The sequence below is a fragment of the Solibacillus cecembensis genome (assembly GCF_050272495.1).
Taxonomy (GTDB): Bacteria; Bacillota; Bacilli; order Bacillales_A; family Planococcaceae; genus Solibacillus; species Solibacillus cecembensis.
The window spans coordinates 38813-58479 of sequence record NZ_JBNNMF010000005.1 but is presented as its reverse complement, the minus strand read 5'-3'; the positions used below and the strand labels follow the sequence as shown (position 1 = coordinate 58479).

Below are 19667 nucleotides of genomic sequence, written 5' to 3'. Positions count from 1 at the left end.
TTAAGATAGGAGGGCAAAGTAAAATTAACTCTTTTTCCCATAAGGAATAATCATTTCGTTCAGTAATCAGTGTCATTTTTCTGGCGAAATGAAATTACTTTATTATTATTCAGCGGAAACCCTCTTCATTAAACGCTTTAATTTATTTTCTGTTTCTGTTTCCTCTACTGGTGTATAGATGCTACACCGTAAATCCATATCGCCTTGAACTTGAAGAGAAGTTAAATTAAACAACATTTTCCCTGCTTTTGCATGTCTGAATTCAATTATCATTTCTGGAGCCTTACTCACTTGACTTTCTTGCCATAAATCCTGGAATTCTGAATGTGAATGACTCATTTCTTCAATAAATTGGTTATACCATTCATCCCCTAAATAGTGTCCATAATAGGAACGGAAAATAGAAAGAAAACCTTTAGCAAAATGTTCCCAATTGACGGCCAATGCTTTAAATTCTTTTCTAATGAAAACTAAACGAATCAAATTTCTTTGACTATTCGGTATTTGTTCAAAATCTAAAAAAACATGAGCAGCTGCAGGATTCCAACCTACAATATGGCAATGCCGATCCGTAATGATAGTCGGACAATATGTTAATTCAGCTAAAATTCGTTTTAGAGAAGGGTTTAGCTCTGATTGATTCTTTTTTAGATTTGTAATTTCCGATTTTCCTTCTAATGCCAGGTCGTATAAGTAGTCTGTTTCATCTTTACTTAGTTGCAATGCTGTAGAAATACAATCAAGTACGCTTGAAGATACTTTTATATCTCTTCCTTGCTCTAGCCATGTATACCAAGTGGTACTTACACCTGCTAATTGTGCAACCTCTTCTCTTCGTAACCCAGGTGTCCTTCTCCGAGTTCCGGCAGGCAATCCAATAGACTCTGGCTTAATTTGGGCACGCTTAGCTTTTAAGAATGTCGACACAGCTTCTAGCCTAGTTTTATCATTCATTATTAAAACTCCTCATCTTATCAATTTAACCTAGTATTTATTATACCAGTATAAACAAGCCCTTGTAATAGGATAATAAGGATGTAAAATACAAGTATATTAATGATTTGGAGGAATGGGAAATGGAAAGAGTTGTAATTACCGGTATGGGAGTAGTTTCTCCTATAGGAAACAACATAAAAACATTTTGGAATAATTTGATTAATGGGAAATCTGGTATATCCATTATTGATACATTTGATGTAACTAATCAGAAGGCTAAAATTGCAGGTATCATACGAGATTTTGATGCAGATGAAATTTTAGGAAAGAATGAAGCAAGACGTTTAGATCGCTTTTCTCAATTTTCTTTGGCTGCAGCCGAACAAGCTTGGTCAGACTCTGAGTTAGATCTCAAACGTATAGACGGAGAAAGGTTAGGCGTATATGTAGGTTCAGGTATAGGGGGACTTGAAACCTTAATTGAAAATATTGATACGCTTAAACAGAAGGGACCAAGAAGAGTCAGCCCAACTCTAGTACCTGCTATGATTTCTAATGCCGCTGCAGCACAAATCAGTATCAAATGGAACGCCATGGGACCTTCTATGTCTCCTGTTTCCGCTTGTGCAATTGGGAATACAGCTATCGGAGAAGCCTTTAGACTAATCCGTTCTGGAGAAGTTGACGTTATGTTTGCAGGTGGAACAGAGGCAGCTTTAACAGACTTATCAATAGCAAGCTTTGGTAATGCTACAGCATTATCAACAAGAAACGATGAACCTACTAAAGCTAGTCGTCCATTTGATGAAAATCGAGATGGTTTTGTCATGTCAGAAGGAGCTGGAATACTAATCTTAGAATCTTTATCTCATGCTTTGCGTAGAGAGGCAAAGATTTATGCAGAAGTCATTGGATATGGTGCAAGTTCAGATGCACACCATATGGTAGCTACACACCCAGAAGGTAAAGGGGCATATCTTGCAATGAGATCCGCTTTAAAAAATGCCAATATATCACCTGAAGAAATTAATGTAATTAGTGCCCACGCAACAAGTACAAAAGTTGGGGACATCTCTGAAACGATGGCTATTAAGCAGCTATTTGGAAAGCAAGCTTATAAGATTCCAATTTCAGCTAATAAATCTATGCTTGGTCATATGTTAGGGGCAGCTGGTGGAGTTGAAGCAATTGCTTTAGCAATGAGCATAAAGGAACAGATAGTTCCTCCAACAATTAACTTAGAAAACCCTGATCCATTATGTGATCTAGATTATGTACCGTCTGTAGCTCGCCAAGTGAAAATAAATACAGGCCTATCTAACTCATTTGGTTTCGGAGGTCATAATGCGGCTATTGTTTTAAAAAAATACGAGTAAATAAGCTTTCTCTCGTAAATCTAACCTTTTCCTATAGAAACGGTTAGATTTATTAAATTAAATGGCCCGATTGTTGAACTCAAGTTAAACAACACTGTTGAACTAACCTGCTGCTTTAGTTCAATAAAAAAAGAGCTACCTAAGCAACTCAATGATCTTCAAGTAAAGCCCCTGTTAGCCATCCATGTAGCGGAAAACCCGCGCTATACCACAGAGAATGAAAGTTTATGACGTTCTTTCATGGGAGTTTAATTAGATTATTGAAGAATTATTGACAAGTTCCTCTACCATTATTGCTTGTTTGTTTTAATTCCTTCTTATATTTAGTATAAGAAACAAGAACTCCTATCAAATAAATTACCCATGGTATTGGATTAGTCAATCCAATACCAGCCTGAGAAACACCACCAAGTAAACTTAAGATTATAAGTAATGAGAAAATGTATATCCCCGAAAAAAAGGTGAAAATAAGTTCTTGTTTACTTGATTTAAATACTGGTTTCCCAATTTGACGAGTAATAAAAGCTAATACAATAAAGGTAACACCCCCCATTATCACTATTGACATATTTATTCCTATATCGGGGAAGAAGTCTATAACGACCATTAAAGTAAAAAATCCCACTACTAAAGTTTAGGATATATAATTAACTCTAGTTTTCATGCGTCACCCTCCTCTACTCAATCCAACCATACATTTAATTATTCTAATCATAACACCAATTCCCTTTTATTTAGGAAGTAATCATTAAACCATATACACCTTCTTGAACTAACCTGCTTCGTTATCTCAAGAAGAAAAAACACCCCTAAAGGCAGCCTTGTTCTGCTAATGCCCCTCGTTAGTGAACAGTTCGTTAAGGTGCATTCCATATAAAAGAACGCACTATGATTGGACCAATTACTGTAAATAATAGAACAAAAGCATTTCCAAAAATACCTATGTTTCTTGTAACTCCTTTATTGCCAAACCACGAAAGAATAAACCCAATAATTGAACCACCTATCATTAAAGGAAAGATTACTTCATCTGGAACTAAATCAATTCCGTTTAAAAATAAAATATAAACCACTAAATCAAATCCACATATTAATACCGATAAAACGTTGAAATAATTTTTCAATTTTCATACTCCCCCTTATTAACATTAACATATTCCTTGTTCAACTAAACTGCTTCGTTAGTACAATAAGAAAAAAAAAACTGTCTAAGAAGCTTAATAATCTTCAAGTAAAGCCCCCGTTAGTTGAAGAAGCACCTTCTCTTTTATTACACATTATGGTCGTACTGTGTATTAGATTTCATCTAACATAGATTGAATCTTATGATAGTCCTTATTCATAAGATTGTTATTTCCCAGTGTCAATAATGTTAATAACTGTGTCTAAGTTTAAGGGGTCACTTCAATGTAAAATGTCCGTTTTTAAGAACTATTATAGAAATAACAAAAAACAGAGAAAACCTATCAAGTAGATTTTCTCTGTTTTCATTATTTATCCATTTGAATCTGTTTCACTAGATAGTAGTTGAATTCTTAATTTAGACATTTCTTTGTCCAGTAACGAGGAAGCATTGGATAGCTCAATTAATTGTTTTTGAGCTTCTTCCGGTATCGATTCACCTTGATATTTATAGTTGAGTTTATGTTCTGTTGATGCCCAAAAATCCATAGCGGATGTTCGGATTTGGATTTCCGCGGGAACCCATATTACTTCATTAGATAAGATGACTTGCGTTTCTACAACAAGATGAAGGCTTTTGTAGCCACTCTTTTTAGGTTCTTTAATATAGTCTTTTACTCTAATCATGCGAATATCTTCACGCTGCTCGATATGTTCCTTCAGCAAATATACATCATCAATAAAGCTAGTGATAATTCGTACTCCAACAATATCTCGTATTTCTTGTTTAATAGATTCTTGAGTCAGCGGTATTTCTTTATTTTCAATCTTCTCAACCAATGACATAATAGTTTTCATGCGTGTTTTCATATGCTCAATGGGAGAGTATCCGTGTTTCGATTTCCATTCAAGATCAATAATATTGAAATCACTCTTCAACTCATATAACGCCATCTCATATGGGATGAAAAAGCCTTTCCAGTTTTTTAAAACCTTTTGAACTAAATCAATCTTATTTGTCTCTTGATACATATTAAACACCCCTTGATTAAAATCACACTTTATTATTCTGTCATCATATCACAGGTGGTTTGAATCGGATATATAAGAGTGACTAGCCAGGGGATGAAATGGAAGTGTAATCGTGTTGTAGAAACAAGCTAAATTGAAGAACGTTTGAGCTCCCCCAAACTGCGAGAAATCCATTATCTTAAATTTTCACGTCCCTGGGAACAATCAATTATGACTATTCCAATACCGGAATTATGGCGTTCGTCCAGATTTAATTAAATCATTGAGAAATGAAAATCTACAAACAAAAGTGTACGTCACATATGGCACGGAATGGTACTTGTATCTTGCACACCGCATTGCAGAGCATCCACCAAATCTGTATACGTTTGTATCTGATATGATTGAGTCAAAAAACTTACAGACCTCCCTTTATTAATAAAAAGGAGTATGAATATTTTAAAGGCAGAATGCTTTGCGCTGCCTTTTTTTGTTTCGCAGTTTGTGTCAAATGCGACATGAAAACTTCCATTGTCTTATTGAACTAACCTGCCCCGTTAGTTCAATAAGAAAAAGCTACCCCAAAGGCAGCCTTGTTCTGCTAAAGCCCCCGTTAGCTTAATAAGGTTTATTTTACTTCTATTGAAAAGGCATAGTTTCCGTTTCCTCGCTCCCAATTAGCTATTACATAATAAGCGTATACACCTTTTTCTTTCGGAACTTTAATTATGTCATTCTTTACTTCGATATCTATTTTATTGTTCTCATCCACCAATTGTTCAACTACCATCGTTCCCTCTAGGGGTTCTTTCTTAAATGTAATACTTATTTCTTCGTTTGGAGAGACCCCAGTTGGTTTGTGTTCATCTGCCATATCTAACGGACTAGTATAAATTTTATCTATACATTGGCCGGATAAAAGTCCATGCCAGCAGAATGACCCTTGTGTAGTAGGAATATCAACATCTCCTATTGTTACGTTTGGTGTAGGTGGTTCTGAACGAAACGGTTCAAAAAAAAATATTCCTATCATAATCAGTCCAATAATAATTAACACAGAAATCTTTTTAATTATACTCACCCCTTTATTTACAGTAGACGTTAATATTGAATAAAAGTAACAATTCTTATTGAACTAAACTGCTGCTTTAATTCAATAAGAAAAAAGGCTTTACTCCTACTTGATGTAAAGCCCGCATTAGTTGAATAAGGAATATCTTGTGATTTAACCAAACATTTAACTCAACTTTCCCTTGAACTGCCAATAAACGATATAAGTACCGATAAGGCTCGCTGCATTTTGTTAAATCTGGAATTCCCATAACCTTTTCATAACCAGATTAAAACTCCCTTGCCGATTTTTTATCTAGAACGTATAATGCAACCTTTACTTGAAATATGCTCTATATGCTGTGATAAAATCTTTTGGTGAAGATTTCACGATATACGTATATACACCTTGTAGCGTATGTAAATAGAGAATACCACCTTGATTTGCAATTTCTCGAAAAGAAAAATCCATCACAACCTTAATCGGAAACTCTCTATACTGTGTAACGACCTTGTCATTGTATAAGTAAATGATTCGGTCATGCTCAATTTCAAACTGTTCAAAACTTGTCACTTTTCTTTCAATTTTTATATAAGGATGTTGCGCTATCAAGCTCATATGATCCTCCTAAAATAAAGGCTTCTACTTCTAATTATATTATCACAATTCATGTTGTCTATTTGATTTAATTCCTCTTACACGTGTAGACCTTTCCAATGATGAAACATCCTGAATATTTAACCACGGTTTATAATCCGCACATACTCCAGAACCTCGACCGTCTTTAATCGACATCACAACTTTAGATGTCCTAGTTCTTTTAGACATAAAACACTCCTTGAGATTATAGTAATCCAAAGGAGTGAAACAGTATAACTTTATTTAAAACGGTATATCTTTTTTTAAACAGTAAAACTTCATTTAAAATCTACACAAATACTAGTTTATCCTTATTGAACTAACCTGCTTCGTTAGTTTAATAAGAATAAGCTACCCCAAAGGCAGCCTTTTTTTGCTTAAGCCCCCGTCAGTTGGATAAAAGTTATTTCTTCTTTCTTGTTTGAATGTATTTTTCCGTCAATAATCCCGCATTAAACACCAATAAAATCATGGTGAAGAAAAATATTACCCGAAATGTTGGATCCCTCTTGTCAGCAATAAACTCAATACTAGAAAAATTAACATAAACAAAGCCAATAGCAACAAATATAGATAAGATAAATTGCCCTTTTAAAGACTTAATCATAAAATACCCCCTATAAATATTATTTAACTGTCCTGCGTTAGTTTAAGAAAAAAGTGCCACCCCCAGACTTGAAGTAAAGCACCCCTTTCGTTCAATATTTTACATAAATCAACTTAATTAACACATTCGTAAAAAAAAACCTTATTTAACTAAAGTGCTCCGTTCATTCAATAAGAAAAATAGAGCTGCATATGCACCTCAATAATCTTCAAGTAAAGCCCCAGTTAGTCATCCATGAAGCCCTGTTCCACCATAGAATATGGGAGAAAACAATATTCTTTAATGGTAGTTGAATATTATTTTTGTGTTAGAACTCTATCTCCCTTGCTATTTGGCTGAGAGGTAACTTTAAAATCTACATCAAGATTAGTTTTATTAAACATTTGATGTGGAATATCAGGGGGACTTCATATCCTTCTTGCGGAATTAATTCTATCATTTCACCATCAACTCCAATCGTAGCTGTACCCGATAGCGAAAAATGTGTTCTTTAAACAATTAACCACTCCAATTACAAATATCTTAGGTCCGCTAATTGCGATTTTAGTTTAAGTACATTCCATCAAAATCATTATAGTTACATTAACATAAATATCCAACTGGGTAATCATCTAAGCTCTAAGAAATTTGCAGAGGAGAGATGATTTTAATCAAACTATATTTTAAATATGTACTCTATTCTTATGATGCTATCAGCTACTATAGAAACTATATTACTTTCAAATAATATATTTTCTGTTATAATAGTTTATGTAACTTGAAAAGGAGTGTGTATATTTGAGTAGAATGATTCAAAATACGTTGCTAGCATTCATTATCGCAACTTCCGTAACAGCATTATTTCAGGGCACGAGTTTTACTTGGATCAATGCGACTATTTTTCATATACCTGTTCTATTTATCGTATTATTATTTGCTGGTTTCATCATTGCAGAGGATGTTCGAAATTCCTTTAAAAAAGTATTATGGTTCGAAAAGCGCAAAGACAAGCGACCAATTTGGCAAGTAGGAATTGGAATGATTTTTTACTTCACGCAAATCGGATTTGTTGAAGTATTTGCGCGCTCACTTATGCAGTATGATTTAGGTGGAATGCCTCTGTATTTCGTCATTCCATTCTTAAATGCGTTCCTCTTAACAGTAATTTTTGAAGAGATTTTTTATCGTGAAGAAAAAGATTCTGTACAAAATTATAAATTTAAAAAGTTGAAATAATAAGGGTATACCCTAAAAAACGTTCCATTTGCATGTAAGCAAATGGAACGTTTTTTGCTTTTTTGAACAAACTATTCGCAGCGAAACACCTATATAATCAACATAAAGTTAGACTGGATAAAATTTCGCCGAGGTGTAATTAAGATGGGAAAAATCAGGTGAATTGTGAACAAACTGACTAGTCGTATGTATTAGAAAAATGAAATACTCGTTGACATGGAAAGGGAAAAGAAGCAAAATTTATGAGACCGAACTTATTAGTACGACAAATTTATTGAAAAGTTCTGTGTGCAACATTTGGCGTAATAAGGAAGGAGGCACTTACCTATGAAAACGCTGAAACGTATGCGCAAGGATCTTATTTTATATGTCATGTTACTTCCTGGCTTCATTTACTTCACAATTTTTCATATTATCCCGATTGTTAATATGAAACTTGCATTTGAAGATTATAAAATTATTGGGGAAAATACATGGGCTGGTATGAAGCATTTTAATACGCTCTTCAGTTCGCCGGCATTTTTAGATGTATTGCAGAACACTATTATTATTAGTTCGATGAAAATTATTTTTATCTTCCCGATTCCGATTATCCTTTCGTTACTTATTAATGAATTACGTTTTGGACCTTATCGGAAATTTATTCAATCAATATCGTACCTCCCTCATTTTCTGTCATGGGTAGTCATTGCAGGAATTTGGATTACTTTTTTAAATCCCGCTGATGGTGCAATTAATGTGATACGAAATTTCTTCAATCTTCCTTCAATTGATTTTATGACGAGTAAGGAACATATACGTTGGGTACTCGTGTTTTCCGAAATGTGGCGAAGTGCCGGCTGGGATACGATTTTATACATTGCAGCAATATTAAAAATAAGTCCTTCTCTTTATGAAGCAGCGAAAATGGACGGTGCATCAACGTTTCAACAAATGCGCTATATTACACTTCCGGCAATGGTGAGTACGGTAATTACGGTATTTATTTTAAATTTAGGTTTTTTCATGAATGCTGGATTTGACCAAGTATTCAATTTAATGAATGACTCTGTTTTAAGTGTCATTGATATTTTAGATACGTATGTATATCGAATCGGTTTAATGAATGGGCAATATGCTTATGCAACAGCGGCAAGTTTATTTAAAGGTGTAATTGGCTTAATATTAATTTTAGGTACACATTTTATATCGAAAAAAATTACGGGCAAAGGTGTATGGTAGGGGATGATTAAAATGAGAACATTTTCTGTTACAAAATCGATTATTCAATTTGTCTTATTTTTATTCGCGCTTGCGATTTTAATCCCATTACTAAACATTTTAGCGATGTCATTATCAGATCCAGCCCGCGTAAATGAGTTATCAGGCTTAGGCGTGTTACCTAAAGGGTTTTCGTTTATCAATTATGAAATTATTTTTTCGAACCCATTAATTATAAAAAGCTTACTGAATTCCTTATTTATCACGATTATCGGCACGTTATTAAATTTGTTTTTAACAGCCATGACAGCGTACGTATTAGCGCGTACTGAATTTGTAGGGAAGAAGTTTGTATTATTTGTATTAATCGGCATTATGGTATTTGAGCCTTCTATGATTACAGAGTATTTATTAATGAAAGATTTAGGACTGTTAAATTCCTATGCGTCTGTCATTTTGTATAAGGCGATTAATGTGTATTACTTATTTATTTTAATGCGATTCTTCCAAGAAATACCGGATAGCATTGTAGAAGCAGCGCGTATTGATGGGGCAGGACATTTTCGTATTTTTACCAGTATCATACTGCCGCTATCAAAGCCAGCATTAGCTACAATGGCATTATTTTATGGTGTTTATCACTGGAATGAATATTTCCGTGCGACGATTTATATTACGGATCCAAATAAATGGCCATTACAAGTTGTTTTGCGTCAATTCGTCGTGTCTCAAGATAATATGACGATGTTACAAGGGATTGAAGGGATGAGACCGGAATTACTTGCGTCACTTGATTTTGGTTCGTTGCAATCTACAACGATTGTCATTGCAGTCATTCCGATGTTATTACTTTATCCTTTAATCTTGAAATACTTCACAAAAGGTACGATGGATGGCGGAGAGAAAGAATAAGAAATGAAATGGAGGTATTTTAAATGAAGAAATTAAGTTTATTATTTTTAACGTTATTTGTATTAATTTTAGCGGCATGTAGTGATAAAGGCGACACATCGACAGAACCAGAAGTAAATGAAGAGGGCAAGACCGTTATTAAAGTAGTGTTTAAAGATGACGGTCCATCAAATCCAGAAGCGGTAAAGTTTTATGATGCGTTAGAGGTTGGTTTAAAGGAAGACAAAGGTTTAGATATTGAGTTTGAATTGGTTGAAGTAGCACAAGGTTCATACGCAGAAAAATTAAATTTATTATTATACAGTGGTACGATTCCAGATTTAATTTATTTCCAAGGTGGAGACGAGCAAATCGAGAATCAAGATCTTTTGGAAGATTTAACGCCGTACATCGAGAAGTCAGAACACTTAAAAGGTATTTTACAAGCACATAATAAAACACGTTTGGAAAATTATCCATATCTTTTATGGGTGAAAAATATCGACAATAAAGTGCCGGTAGTTCGTACAGATTTCCTAGAGCAAACGGATTCAGGTGCTACATTAGTGAAAAATCCAACAGTAGAAAACTACACAGCATTTTTAGAAGAATTAGTAGCAAAAGGGCTCGTGAAAAATGGTGTAACTGTTGCAGGTGATATCGCCGAGTTAGATTTTATTTTCAATGATGCATTTGGAGTTACTTCTTCTTGGTTACAACAAGACGGTGCATTTGTTTACAAAAAAGTATCGGCAGCAGAAAAAGATAAATTAGCTTATTATAGCGAGCTTTATTCAAAAGGTTTGCTGGATAATCAATATTTAACACAAGCTTGGGATACAAAAGAAGATGCATTTTATAATAATCAAACAGGTGTTATTGTAGGGACGAATGGGAAAGTAGTAGATTTTTATAATAGCCGTCAAAAACAAGTGAATGGTGAAACCGCTACATTAACCGTATTACCTCCTGCAAAAGGTGTAAGTCAAGGGTACGGTGCAATAAGTGTAACGAAAGAAACGCGCGGTTTAGCGATTTCTTCTCAATCACCGAACAAAGAGCTCGTATTTGAAATTTTAGATTACTTAGCGAGTCCAAACGGTTTAAAATTAGATTCTTTAGGTTATGAAGGCACACATTACACGACAAACGTTGATGTAGCGGAGTTAAATGATAAATATTATTCAGAATGGTTTGCTCGTTATTGGGAGCCGATGAATGCGGACTTAGGTGTAAAAGTGAGCGAGGATACTCCATTATTAAGCGCACCTGCGAAACAATCGCAAGAAGCAGTAAACTCGTATTATCATGAGGATAACAACTTTACGATCCCAGAAGATATGATTTCGCAATGGGATGCGATGGAAAACTTATACAAAGAATATGCAGCAGATATTATTACAGGGAAAAAATCAATCGATGCATTTGATGAGTTTGTTACGAAATGGCACGCATCTGGTGGAGAGCAACTAACGAAATATGCAAACGAAAATATTAAGTAACGGAATGTACAATACTTTCAGCAGATGAAGATGCTCTTGCTTCAAGCCTGATAGATTGAAATAGCACATGAAGAAGTGACAACTCTTTAATTAGGGTTGTCATTTTTTTTCGCTTCTCGCAAATTGGTTTTGTGGAAGTATTCGCGCGGGGCTTAATGCCATATGATTTAGTAGGCATGCCGATGTATGTGATTATTCCATTATTAAATGCGTTTTTATTAACGGTTATTTTTGAAGAGATTCCTTATATTGAAAAACGTGATACGGTTGAACAAGTTAAATTTAAAAAATCAAAATAAGCATATTATCACGTAATATTAGATCTTAGTCTTTATTGTTTATTCGGTTTGATTAGACAATAAAGGCTTTTCTATTTTAAAGAGCTGTTACAGAAAAGTGTACTTGTACTTTCTGTTCAGCTTTTTTGATTTCTTTAACCGTAATAGCGGTAATGGAATAAATGGAAATATTTATTAGAAAAATCTGAAATAAAGACCAAAAGTAATGTTGATGTATAATAGTGGATATAGTATTAAGGGTTTAATTCAATTGAAAAATAAAGAAATTAAATACCTAATATTGATGTGGATTTAGGTATATTGGATGGTATATCGAACATTTCCATGTTAGCAGAGAGTATTGGAGGAATATTTTTGATTTTACTTGATAGTACATACATATCGCCGCTTTTGTCAGAAACACTTTATGAAAAAGACATTGTCATGTGCGATATACAGCGAAAAGAAATACTGGGACAAAATTTAGTAGAGCAACACGATTTAGAAAATGTATTTCGATCAGAGGAATTAATAATTATGAATTCTGAGGAGGCTTTTCAACTATTAAATGAATTTCATAGTCAAGCAAACATAACAAAAGTAGCAAATTTATTTAAAAACAAGGTGGATTTTAGGAAATGTTTGTCAAAAATTTACCCCCATTTTTTCTTTTTAGAAGCTTCTATGAGAGAATTACATCATATAGATACTGAAATACTGCCTTATCCAGTTATATTGAAGCCTTCGATTGGCTATTCAAGTGTGGGGGTTTACCGGATAGATAATAAACATGAATATCAACGGGTTCTTGAAAATTTAGTCAGTACGATGCAATCGGGTAGTGAAAATTACTCAACGGATGTATTAGATACAAATTCATTTATTATTGAGAGCTATATCGAAGGTCAGGAATTTGCTGTAGATCTATATTTTGATGACAACAACGAACCGGTTTTACTGAATGTTTTTTCAAGGATGTTTAAAGATGAAAAAGATATGAGTGATCGCATTTATTATACAAGTAAGAAAATATTAGCCAATTATTTAGCGCCTATTTCGGCGTTTATAGCTAGACTAAATACATTATTTGATTTGAGAAAAATGCCATTACATATTGAGCTAAGAATGCAAAGTAATGGAGAATTTATACCTATTGAAATTAATCCACTGAGGTTTGCTGGAATAGGTACAACAGAGTTAGGCTATGTTGCTTACGGTGTCAATCCGTATCATCATTTTTTTGAACAATCAAAGCCAGATTGGCCACAGTTAATACAGGCAATGGACGATAAAATTTACAATTTTACATGTGCAGAATTCGATCATGATCTAAAAATCGATTCAAATTTCGTGATTTTGCATGATCAATTAAAAAAGCAGTTTGACCATATTTTAGAATATCGACATATCCCTTTAGAAAGTGGATCAACATTTGCCGTTATTTTTTACAGCTGTGATTCACTTGAACAAAACAATCATATTCTATCGCTGGACTTTATGTCATTTGTCGAGAAAAAAATGGCGATATCAAATTGAAATTCAAAATAGCAAGGAGGGGAAAGCTACTATTGATTATAGGTAGCTACCAATGTTCAAAATTATGAAATCAGTAAAAACGAAGGTTTTGTTAGCAGTTTTGATTCCGATTGTTGCGGTGAGTATCGTTTTTGGCTCTGTACTATTCTTCGTTTCAAGTAATTTAATTACTAGTCATATTATCCCGCAGTACAATCAAAATTTAATGTTAAATATGGAAAAGTTTAGTGTTATGGTTGATGCAGACATTGTAATTAATGCAAAATCTGATGAAGCTACATACAAGGAGTTACAGCGAGAAATCACAGCATTCCAAAATGAACTTGAGCTAGAAAATGCCTATATTATGAGTAAAGTAGATGGAGAAGAAGTGATATTAGCCTTAGGTAATACCGATGACTATTTAACACCATTAGCATTTACATCTGATCAAGCTAAGGCATTAAGCACACGGGATATGATTGTGAGTGAAATTTATGAAGACGATTATGGAAAGCATAAATCAACGTTTTTACAAATCCCAGGAACGGATTCTGTATTAGGATTAGATGCTGATGCCGATTTTATTGATGAGTTAAATAGTCTTTTAATAAAAATTGTTATGGGTCTTTTAGTTGTTGCAATAACTTTAGGTTCGATTATAGCGGTGATAATTTCCAAAAGGATTGTTAATCCTTTAATGGTATTAGCGGATCATACAGAAATTGTAGCAGCAGGAGACTTATCTAAGCAACTTGAAGTAAAAGGGCAGGATGAAATTGGCCGATTAGCACAGAGCTTCGAACATATGCAGTCTCAATTAAGAGAAACGATTGTACATGTTACGGATACTTCTCAACATGTAGAAGAAGGTTCAGCTACATTAAAATTGAGTGTAGAGCAATTAACGATTGCATCCAATCAAGTTTCTGGTGCCATTCAAGAAATTGCATCAAGTACAGAGCTTATCACATCAGGAGCAACTCAAAATCTTGTAGCAGTACAACAAATTGTTGATCAAATTACAGATATTTCAGATTTAACTCAGTCGGTTTCAAATGAAGCGAGTAATGCGACAAATGTAGCAACACAAGGAAATGAAGTTATTCAAAAATCAGTTGCTGGGATTGAGAGTATCAATGAGACAGCTAAGCTATCATTAGCTAAAACGCAGCAAATGAATAGCCGCTCTACGGAAGTAAGCCAAATTACGAAGATTATTTCAAATATTTCTGACCAAATTAATTTACTAGCATTAAATGCGGCCATTGAAGCAGCACGTGCTGGTGAATACGGGAAAGGCTTTGCTGTTGTAGCAGATGAAATTCGTTCATTAGCGGAGCAATCAGCTAACTCAGCAAGCAATATTACCACTTTAATAGCTGAGATGCAAAAAGATTCAAATGAATCCGTTGTTGCCATTAATAATGTAGTTTCAAAAATTGAGCAGGAAAGTTTGACAATTTATTCGGCAGGTGAAACGTTTAATACGATTTCTAACTTAGTGGACGAGATGAATAAAGAGATTCAAACGGTGACGATGACGATTCAAGGAATTTCGAATGGTTCACAGCAAATACTAGAAACAACTAATGTAACAGTACAATCATTAGAAGCAACAAATGAACATTCACAAAGCATTGCAGCATCGATGGAAGAGCAAACAGCTTCTTCTGAAGAAATGTTAAGTATTGCAACAGAGCTAAATGAAATGATTATTAAATTAAAATCTCAAATTAATCGATTTACTATATAAATTCTGCGACGAAATCATAGCGGCAGGAACACATTTCTTGAAGCCATGTCCCTAGAAAAGAGGAACGAATGTTAAGTGCACCACATCGTGTTTGGCTCCTGTAGAGTAGCAGAACGAACCTAATATTATCGATTCATTTATTTCTAACTTTTATAGTGGAAAGTGCTCTTTATGAGTGGAAATTTAAATGACAAGTCTAGAGCATGGAGTAGTTCGTGCTTCTAGGCTTTTTTCTTGTTTTTTCTACATTTATATTGGCATTTCTACGGAACAATCGCTAAAGTAGAAGGAGAACGTACAATCGTAATTCAAAACTTAAAAAGAGTGAGCACAGATGAAATTGATAAATTGGAGGAACACAGCATGACGAAAGAGAAATTACTTTTATTAGATGGCAATAGTTTAGCGTATCGTGCGTTTTTTGCATTACCACCGTTGACAAATGATAGTGGGATTCATACGAATGCAACATACGGCTTTACGACGATGCTACAAAAAATTATAGGTGAGGAAAATCCAACCCAAATGCTTGTAGCGTTTGATGCGGGGAAAACGACATTCCGCCATGAATCATACGGAGAATATAAAGGTGGACGTCAAAAAACGCCATCTGAATTATCGGAGCAATTTCCATACATTCGTAAGTTGGTTGATGCGTATCAAATTAAGCGCTATGAGTTATCTATGTATGAAGCGGATGATATTATCGGTACTTTAGCGAAACAAGCGGCAGCACTCGGAACAGAAGTCATTATCGTTTCAGGTGATAAAGATTTAACGCAATTGGCTTCGAATGAGGTGACCGTTTATATTACACGCAAAGGGATTACGGATATTGAAAAATATACACCGGCTTATATTGAAGAAAAATACGGCTTAACACCTGAGCAAATTATTGATATGAAGGGCTTAATGGGTGACCAATCCGATAATATTCCGGGTGTGCCAGGTGTTGGTGAAAAGACGGCAATTAAGCTATTAAAAGAACATGGAACGATCGAAGCGCTTTATGAGGCGATTGATTCGATGAAAGCTTCTAAAATGAAGGAAAAGTTGATTGAAAATGAAGAGCTTGCCCATTTATCGAAAAAGTTAGTCACAATCCATACGGAAGCCCCGATTGAAGTGTCGTTAAGTGAGCTAGCTTATGCAGGTCCAAATGAAGAGCAATTGCTTGAAGTTTGGCAGGAGCTTGGCTTTAAATCATTGATTGAAAAAAGTGATTTTGAAAGTGAAGAAATCGAACAAGAGGAGCTACAGTTTTTAATAGAAGAAGTTGTCACAGCGGACATGCTTCAAAATACGATGGCGATGCATTTAGAGCTTGAAAATGAGCATTATCATAGTTGCGAGGCACTTGGGTTAGCGTTAACAGATGGCAGTAATACAATTTTTACGGCTATAAATAATGTAGTAGAAAATAGTGCCTTAAAAACATGGCTACAAGATGCTACGAAGAAAAAGTATGTGACAGATAGTAAAGCAACACAAGCGATGCTTCACCGTTTAGGTATCGAATTAAAGGGTGTGGAATTTGATTTATTATTAGCTTCTTACATTATGAAACCGTCTACTTCCGGTGATGATGTGGCGACACATGCGAAGGAATTTGGATATCAAAATGTGAAGTCCAATGAATCGGTTTATGGAAAAGGTGCCAAATGGGCTGTACCAGCAGCCGATGTATTAGCGGATCATGTAAGCCGTAAAGCAATGGCGATTTGGAAGCTTCAGCCTGTTTTAGAAGAGAAATTAAAAACGAATGAACAGTTTGAGTTATATAAAGAGTTAGAGCTTCCGCTTGCTCATATTTTAGGGAAGATGGAGAGCGAGGGCATTACAGTAAACGCCGATACATTACAGCAAATGGGTGCTGACTTGAAGCAAAAACTAGATGTGATTGAGGCAACGATTTATGACGCGGCAGGTGAGACATTTAATATTAATTCACCGAAGCAACTAGGTGTTATTTTATTTGATAAGCTTGGTTTACCTGTCATTAAAAAAACAAAAACAGGCTATTCTACCGCAGCGGACGTGTTAGAAAAGCTTCAATCAGAACATGAAGTTGTGAAGCATATTTTAACGTACCGAACATTGGCGAAACTGCAATCGACGTACATTGAAGGCTTAACGAAAGAAATTCATCATGAAGATTCAAAAGTGCATACGCGTTTCCAACAAGCGTTAACGGCAACAGGTCGCTTAAGTTCAACAGATCCAAACTTACAAAACATCCCGATTCGTTTAGAAGAAGGGCGAAAAATTAGACAGGCGTTTATCCCATCTAAAAAAGACTGGATTTTATTTGCTGCGGACTATTCTCAAATTGAATTACGTGTATTAGCGCACATGTGTGAGGACCCTGCGTTAGTCGATGCGTTTACACAAGGGATGGATATTCATACTAGAACCGCGATGGATGTATTTAATGTCGAGGCGGATGAAGTGACGAGCAATATGCGTAGAACAGCGAAGGCGGTAAACTTTGGAATTGTATACGGTATTAGTGATTATGGTTTATCTCAAAGCTTAGACATTACTCGTAAAGAAGCGGCAACATTTATCGAAAACTATTTAGCAAGCTTCCCAGGTGTAAAAAATTACATGGATTCGATTGTTGTTGAGGCAAAGAAACAAGGTTTTGTCACAACGATATTAAACCGTCGTCGTTATTTACCGGATATTACTAGCTCGAATTTCAATTTGCGTAGCTTTGCAGAGCGAACGGCGATGAATACGCCAATTCAAGGAAGTGCGGCAGATATTATTAAAAAGGCGATGCTTGATATGGATGCGCGTTTGCAACAAGAAGGCTTGCAGGCGAAATTATTGTTACAAGTGCACGATGAATTAATTTTTGAAGCACCGAAAGAGGAAATCGAAATTTTAGAGCGTATCGTACCAGAAGTAATGGAAAATGCGATTCAATTAATCGTGCCATTGAAAGTTGATTTTTCATATGGCGACACGTGGTACGACGCGAAGTAAGGAGTTGTCATCATGCCAGAATTACCAGAAGTTGAAGGCGTTGTCCGCGATTTAAAACCGATTGTGGAAGGGAAAACAATCGAAAAAGTCGCATTATCCAGCGTGATTTTTGCTTCCAATGAGGCAGGCAAGCAAGCGATTGTTAAAAATATGGAACCGCAGTTATTTGAACAACTGCTTCAAAATAGGACGATTTTAGAAATTAAAAGACGTTCGAAATATATATTTTTCATGCTTGAAAATGAAGGGGAGTCCTTTGTTTTAGTAAATCATTTAGGCATGAGTGGCGCGTGGTTTGTGGTGAATGATGTGCTGGAAATTACTGAAGAAAAATTCCGCAAACATGTCCATGCTATTTTTACATTATCGACAGGCGAGCTGTTAGTGTATTCCGATATTCGCCGTTTTGGGGAATTGCGTTTTTTGAAGGAAATCGCGGATCACCCACCATTGTTGAAAATGGCACCCGAGCCGTTTGATGAAGATGCCTGTGCGTACTTTTTGGCGCAAAGTGAAAAACTGAAATATGCGAATAAGCCCATTAAAGAAGTCATTATGGATGGCCAAGTCATTTCCGGTTGCGGTAATATTTACGCGACCGAGGCACTTTTTAATATGGGTATTCATCCTGGACGTAAAACAAATCGCATCAGTCAGGCAAGAAAAGAAGCTTTGTTTCAAGTTATTTGTGACGTGCTTCAAGAAAGTATCGACTCAGGCGGCTCGACCATTTCAGATTATCGCAGTATTAATGGCGGGGCAGGAACGATGCAACATCGATTGAAAATGTACGGTAAAAAAGAATGCTTAGCGTGTGGTACAGAAACAAACTCAATGGTCATTGGCGGAAGAACATCTGTTTATTGCCCATATTGTCAAAAATAAGAGGTGTAATCATATGATTATTGGCTTAACTGGAAGTATTGCAAGTGGAAAAAGCACGGTCGCTAAAATGCTGGAGACGTATAAACTACCGATTGTCGATGCTGATTTAGTAGCGCGCCAAGTAGTGGGGCCCGGTTCAAATACATTACAGAAAATTGCCGAGGCATTTGGTCCAGAGGTTATTGCAGCTGACGGGACGATGGATCGTGCAAAAGTAGGTGCGATTATTTTTCATGATGAAGAAAAGCGCGCGGTGCTCAATGGCATTATTCATCCAGCCATTCGTGCGGAAATGATTCGTCAGCGGGATGAGCATGTGGCAAAAGGGGAACAAACCGTCATTATGGATATTCCGTTATTATTTGAAAGCAAATTGCAGCATTTTGTCGAGAAGATTTTGGTCGTTACTGTATCAGAGGACAACCAACTCCAACGCCTAATGGAGCGCAATGGTTTTTCGATGGAAGAAGCACACGCTCGTATCGCAACACAAATACCAGTTGCCGAAAAAGAAGCGTTAGCAGATGCCGTTATTTTTAATAATGGCATGCTAGAAGAAACGGCGAAGCAATTAGAGCAAATTTTGAAGCAGTGGCAAATCATTAAGTTTACTAAAAGTGAATAACATTTTGTAATGTAGAATGCATCGTTTGTTGTTTAACGATGCATTCTATTTGTGATGAGCGATAAAC

General features: G+C 35.3%; 19 protein-coding genes and 1 pseudogene. 12 read left to right on the top strand and 8 right to left on the bottom strand.

Features of this window, described 5'->3' with window-relative positions; genetic code table 11:
* Nucleotides 1-105 precede the first annotated feature (105 nt).
* Nucleotides 106-954: a helix-turn-helix transcriptional regulator gene (locus tag ACQKIH_RS06075; protein WP_057989327.1), complete on the bottom strand. Its 849-nt coding sequence runs from the start codon at nucleotides 952-954 to the stop codon at nucleotides 106-108.
* Nucleotides 955-1076: 122 nt separating this feature from the next.
* Here ACQKIH_RS06075 and fabF point away from each other — a divergent pair, with 122 nt between their 5' ends.
* The gene (fabF, locus tag ACQKIH_RS06070; RefSeq protein WP_057989329.1) at nucleotides 1077-2312 is read left to right on the top strand and encodes a beta-ketoacyl-ACP synthase II; all 1236 of its coding nucleotides are present in this window, start codon (nucleotides 1077-1079) and stop codon (nucleotides 2310-2312) included.
* A gap of 268 nt (nucleotides 2313-2580) precedes the next feature.
* On the opposite strand, the gene ACQKIH_RS06065 is transcribed toward fabF, so the two are convergent.
* The 3 genes from ACQKIH_RS06065 to ACQKIH_RS06055 form a co-directional block, all read right to left on the bottom strand.
* Complete coding sequence (locus ACQKIH_RS06065; RefSeq protein WP_427764134.1) at nucleotides 2581-2919, bottom strand: hypothetical protein; 339 nt, start codon at nucleotides 2917-2919, stop codon at nucleotides 2581-2583.
* Nucleotides 2920-3169: 250 nt separating this feature from the next.
* Nucleotides 3170-3436, bottom strand: coding sequence for a hypothetical protein (locus tag ACQKIH_RS06060; protein WP_057989333.1), 267 nt, complete (start codon nucleotides 3434-3436; stop codon nucleotides 3170-3172).
* 370 nt (nucleotides 3437-3806) lie between these two features.
* Complete coding sequence (locus ACQKIH_RS06055; RefSeq protein ID WP_427764129.1) at nucleotides 3807-4466, bottom strand: GTP pyrophosphokinase; 660 nt, start codon at nucleotides 4464-4466, stop codon at nucleotides 3807-3809.
* Between the two features lie 262 nt (nucleotides 4467-4728).
* Between ACQKIH_RS06055 and ACQKIH_RS06050 the strand changes: the two genes are divergently transcribed.
* Nucleotides 4729-4884 (top strand): hypothetical protein, encoded by a 156-nt coding sequence (locus tag ACQKIH_RS06050; protein WP_427764127.1) that lies wholly within the window; start codon nucleotides 4729-4731, stop codon nucleotides 4882-4884.
* A 189-nt stretch (nucleotides 4885-5073) separates the two neighbouring features.
* Here the strand turns inward: ACQKIH_RS06050 and ACQKIH_RS06045 are convergent, their stop codons facing one another.
* From ACQKIH_RS06045 to ACQKIH_RS06030, 4 genes and pseudogenes are all read right to left on the bottom strand, one after another.
* Complete coding sequence (locus tag ACQKIH_RS06045; protein ID WP_057989788.1) at nucleotides 5074-5502, bottom strand: hypothetical protein; 429 nt, start codon at nucleotides 5500-5502, stop codon at nucleotides 5074-5076.
* Nucleotides 5503-5832: 330 nt separating this feature from the next.
* On the bottom strand, nucleotides 5833-6114 hold the full coding sequence (locus ACQKIH_RS06040; RefSeq protein ID WP_057989787.1) for a hypothetical protein: 282 nt from the start codon (nucleotides 6112-6114) through the stop codon (nucleotides 5833-5835).
* Between the two features lie 48 nt (nucleotides 6115-6162).
* Nucleotides 6163-6324 (bottom strand): annotated as a pseudogene (locus tag ACQKIH_RS06035) (TnsA endonuclease N-terminal domain-containing protein); the annotation flags it as partial.
* Between the two features lie 214 nt (nucleotides 6325-6538).
* Nucleotides 6539-6742: a hypothetical protein gene (locus tag ACQKIH_RS06030; protein WP_057989786.1), complete on the bottom strand. Its 204-nt coding sequence runs from the start codon at nucleotides 6740-6742 to the stop codon at nucleotides 6539-6541.
* A 786-nt stretch (nucleotides 6743-7528) separates the two neighbouring features.
* Between ACQKIH_RS06030 and ACQKIH_RS06025 the strand changes: the two genes are divergently transcribed.
* The 10 genes from ACQKIH_RS06025 (at nucleotide 7529) to coaE (ending at nucleotide 19600) form a co-directional block, all read left to right on the top strand.
* Complete coding sequence (locus ACQKIH_RS06025; RefSeq protein WP_057989792.1) at nucleotides 7529-7957, top strand: hypothetical protein; 429 nt, start codon at nucleotides 7529-7531, stop codon at nucleotides 7955-7957.
* 327 nt (nucleotides 7958-8284) lie between these two features.
* On the top strand, nucleotides 8285-9178 hold the full coding sequence (locus tag ACQKIH_RS06020) for an ABC transporter permease (RefSeq protein ID WP_427764123.1): 894 nt from the start codon (nucleotides 8285-8287) through the stop codon (nucleotides 9176-9178).
* 12 nt (nucleotides 9179-9190) lie between these two features.
* Nucleotides 9191-10069 carry a carbohydrate ABC transporter permease gene (locus tag ACQKIH_RS06015; RefSeq protein WP_057989784.1) on the top strand — a complete coding sequence of 293 codons (879 nt, stop codon included), beginning with the start codon at nucleotides 9191-9193 and terminating at the stop codon, nucleotides 10067-10069.
* 23 nt (nucleotides 10070-10092) lie between these two features.
* Nucleotides 10093-11550, top strand: a complete 1458-nt coding sequence (locus tag ACQKIH_RS06010; protein WP_057989783.1) for an extracellular solute-binding protein — start codon at nucleotides 10093-10095, stop codon at nucleotides 11548-11550.
* A gap of 131 nt (nucleotides 11551-11681) precedes the next feature.
* Complete coding sequence (locus tag ACQKIH_RS06005; protein WP_427764119.1) at nucleotides 11682-11849, top strand: hypothetical protein; 168 nt, start codon at nucleotides 11682-11684, stop codon at nucleotides 11847-11849.
* A 354-nt stretch (nucleotides 11850-12203) separates the two neighbouring features.
* Nucleotides 12204-13364, top strand: a complete 1161-nt coding sequence (locus tag ACQKIH_RS06000; RefSeq protein WP_057989782.1) for an ATP-grasp domain-containing protein — start codon at nucleotides 12204-12206, stop codon at nucleotides 13362-13364.
* 52 nt (nucleotides 13365-13416) lie between these two features.
* Entirely contained in the window at nucleotides 13417-15099 is a 1683-nt protein-coding gene (locus ACQKIH_RS05995) for a methyl-accepting chemotaxis protein (protein WP_427764117.1), read from the top strand.
* 363 nt (nucleotides 15100-15462) lie between these two features.
* Nucleotides 15463-18090, top strand: coding sequence for a DNA polymerase I (polA, locus tag ACQKIH_RS05990; protein ID WP_427764115.1), 2628 nt, complete (start codon nucleotides 15463-15465; stop codon nucleotides 18088-18090).
* A gap of 12 nt (nucleotides 18091-18102) precedes the next feature.
* A complete protein-coding gene (gene mutM / locus ACQKIH_RS05985) occupies nucleotides 18103-18975 on the top strand; it encodes a bifunctional DNA-formamidopyrimidine glycosylase/DNA-(apurinic or apyrimidinic site) lyase (RefSeq protein WP_057989779.1) in 873 nt (290 codons plus the stop codon).
* Between the two features lie 13 nt (nucleotides 18976-18988).
* Nucleotides 18989-19600, top strand: a complete 612-nt coding sequence (gene coaE / locus ACQKIH_RS05980; RefSeq protein ID WP_427764113.1) for a dephospho-CoA kinase — start codon at nucleotides 18989-18991, stop codon at nucleotides 19598-19600.
* The last annotated feature ends 67 nt before the right edge of the window (nucleotides 19601-19667 follow it).

What these genes read in the sequence shown, in the direction of transcription:
- ACQKIH_RS06075 (WP_057989327.1), bottom strand. Translation starts at nt 954, where the DNA reads ATGAATGATAAAACTAGGCTAGAAGCTGTGTCGACATTCTTAAAAGCT.
- fabF (WP_057989329.1), top strand. Translation starts at nt 1,077, where the DNA reads ATGGAAAGAGTTGTAATTACCGGTATGGGAGTAGTTTCTCCTATAGGA.
- ACQKIH_RS06065 (WP_427764134.1), bottom strand. Translation starts at nt 2,919, where the DNA reads ATGGTCGTTATAGACTTCTTCCCCGATATAGGAATAAATATGTCAATA.
- ACQKIH_RS06055 (WP_427764129.1), bottom strand. Translation starts at nt 4,466, where the DNA reads ATGTATCAAGAGACAAATAAGATTGATTTAGTTCAAAAGGTTTTAAAA.
- ACQKIH_RS06040 (WP_057989787.1), bottom strand. Translation starts at nt 6,114, where the DNA reads ATGAGCTTGATAGCGCAACATCCTTATATAAAAATTGAAAGAAAAGTG.
- ACQKIH_RS06030 (WP_057989786.1), bottom strand. Translation starts at nt 6,742, where the DNA reads ATGATTAAGTCTTTAAAAGGGCAATTTATCTTATCTATATTTGTTGCT.
- ACQKIH_RS06025 (WP_057989792.1), top strand. Translation starts at nt 7,529, where the DNA reads ATGATTCAAAATACGTTGCTAGCATTCATTATCGCAACTTCCGTAACA.
- ACQKIH_RS06020 (WP_427764123.1), top strand. Translation starts at nt 8,285, where the DNA reads ATGAAAACGCTGAAACGTATGCGCAAGGATCTTATTTTATATGTCATG.
- ACQKIH_RS06015 (WP_057989784.1), top strand. Translation starts at nt 9,191, where the DNA reads ATGAGAACATTTTCTGTTACAAAATCGATTATTCAATTTGTCTTATTT.
- ACQKIH_RS06010 (WP_057989783.1), top strand. Translation starts at nt 10,093, where the DNA reads ATGAAGAAATTAAGTTTATTATTTTTAACGTTATTTGTATTAATTTTA.
- ACQKIH_RS05995 (WP_427764117.1), top strand. Translation starts at nt 13,417, where the DNA reads ATGTTCAAAATTATGAAATCAGTAAAAACGAAGGTTTTGTTAGCAGTT.
- polA (WP_427764115.1), top strand. Translation starts at nt 15,463, where the DNA reads ATGACGAAAGAGAAATTACTTTTATTAGATGGCAATAGTTTAGCGTAT.
- mutM (WP_057989779.1), top strand. Translation starts at nt 18,103, where the DNA reads ATGCCAGAATTACCAGAAGTTGAAGGCGTTGTCCGCGATTTAAAACCG.
- coaE (WP_427764113.1), top strand. Translation starts at nt 18,989, where the DNA reads ATGATTATTGGCTTAACTGGAAGTATTGCAAGTGGAAAAAGCACGGTC.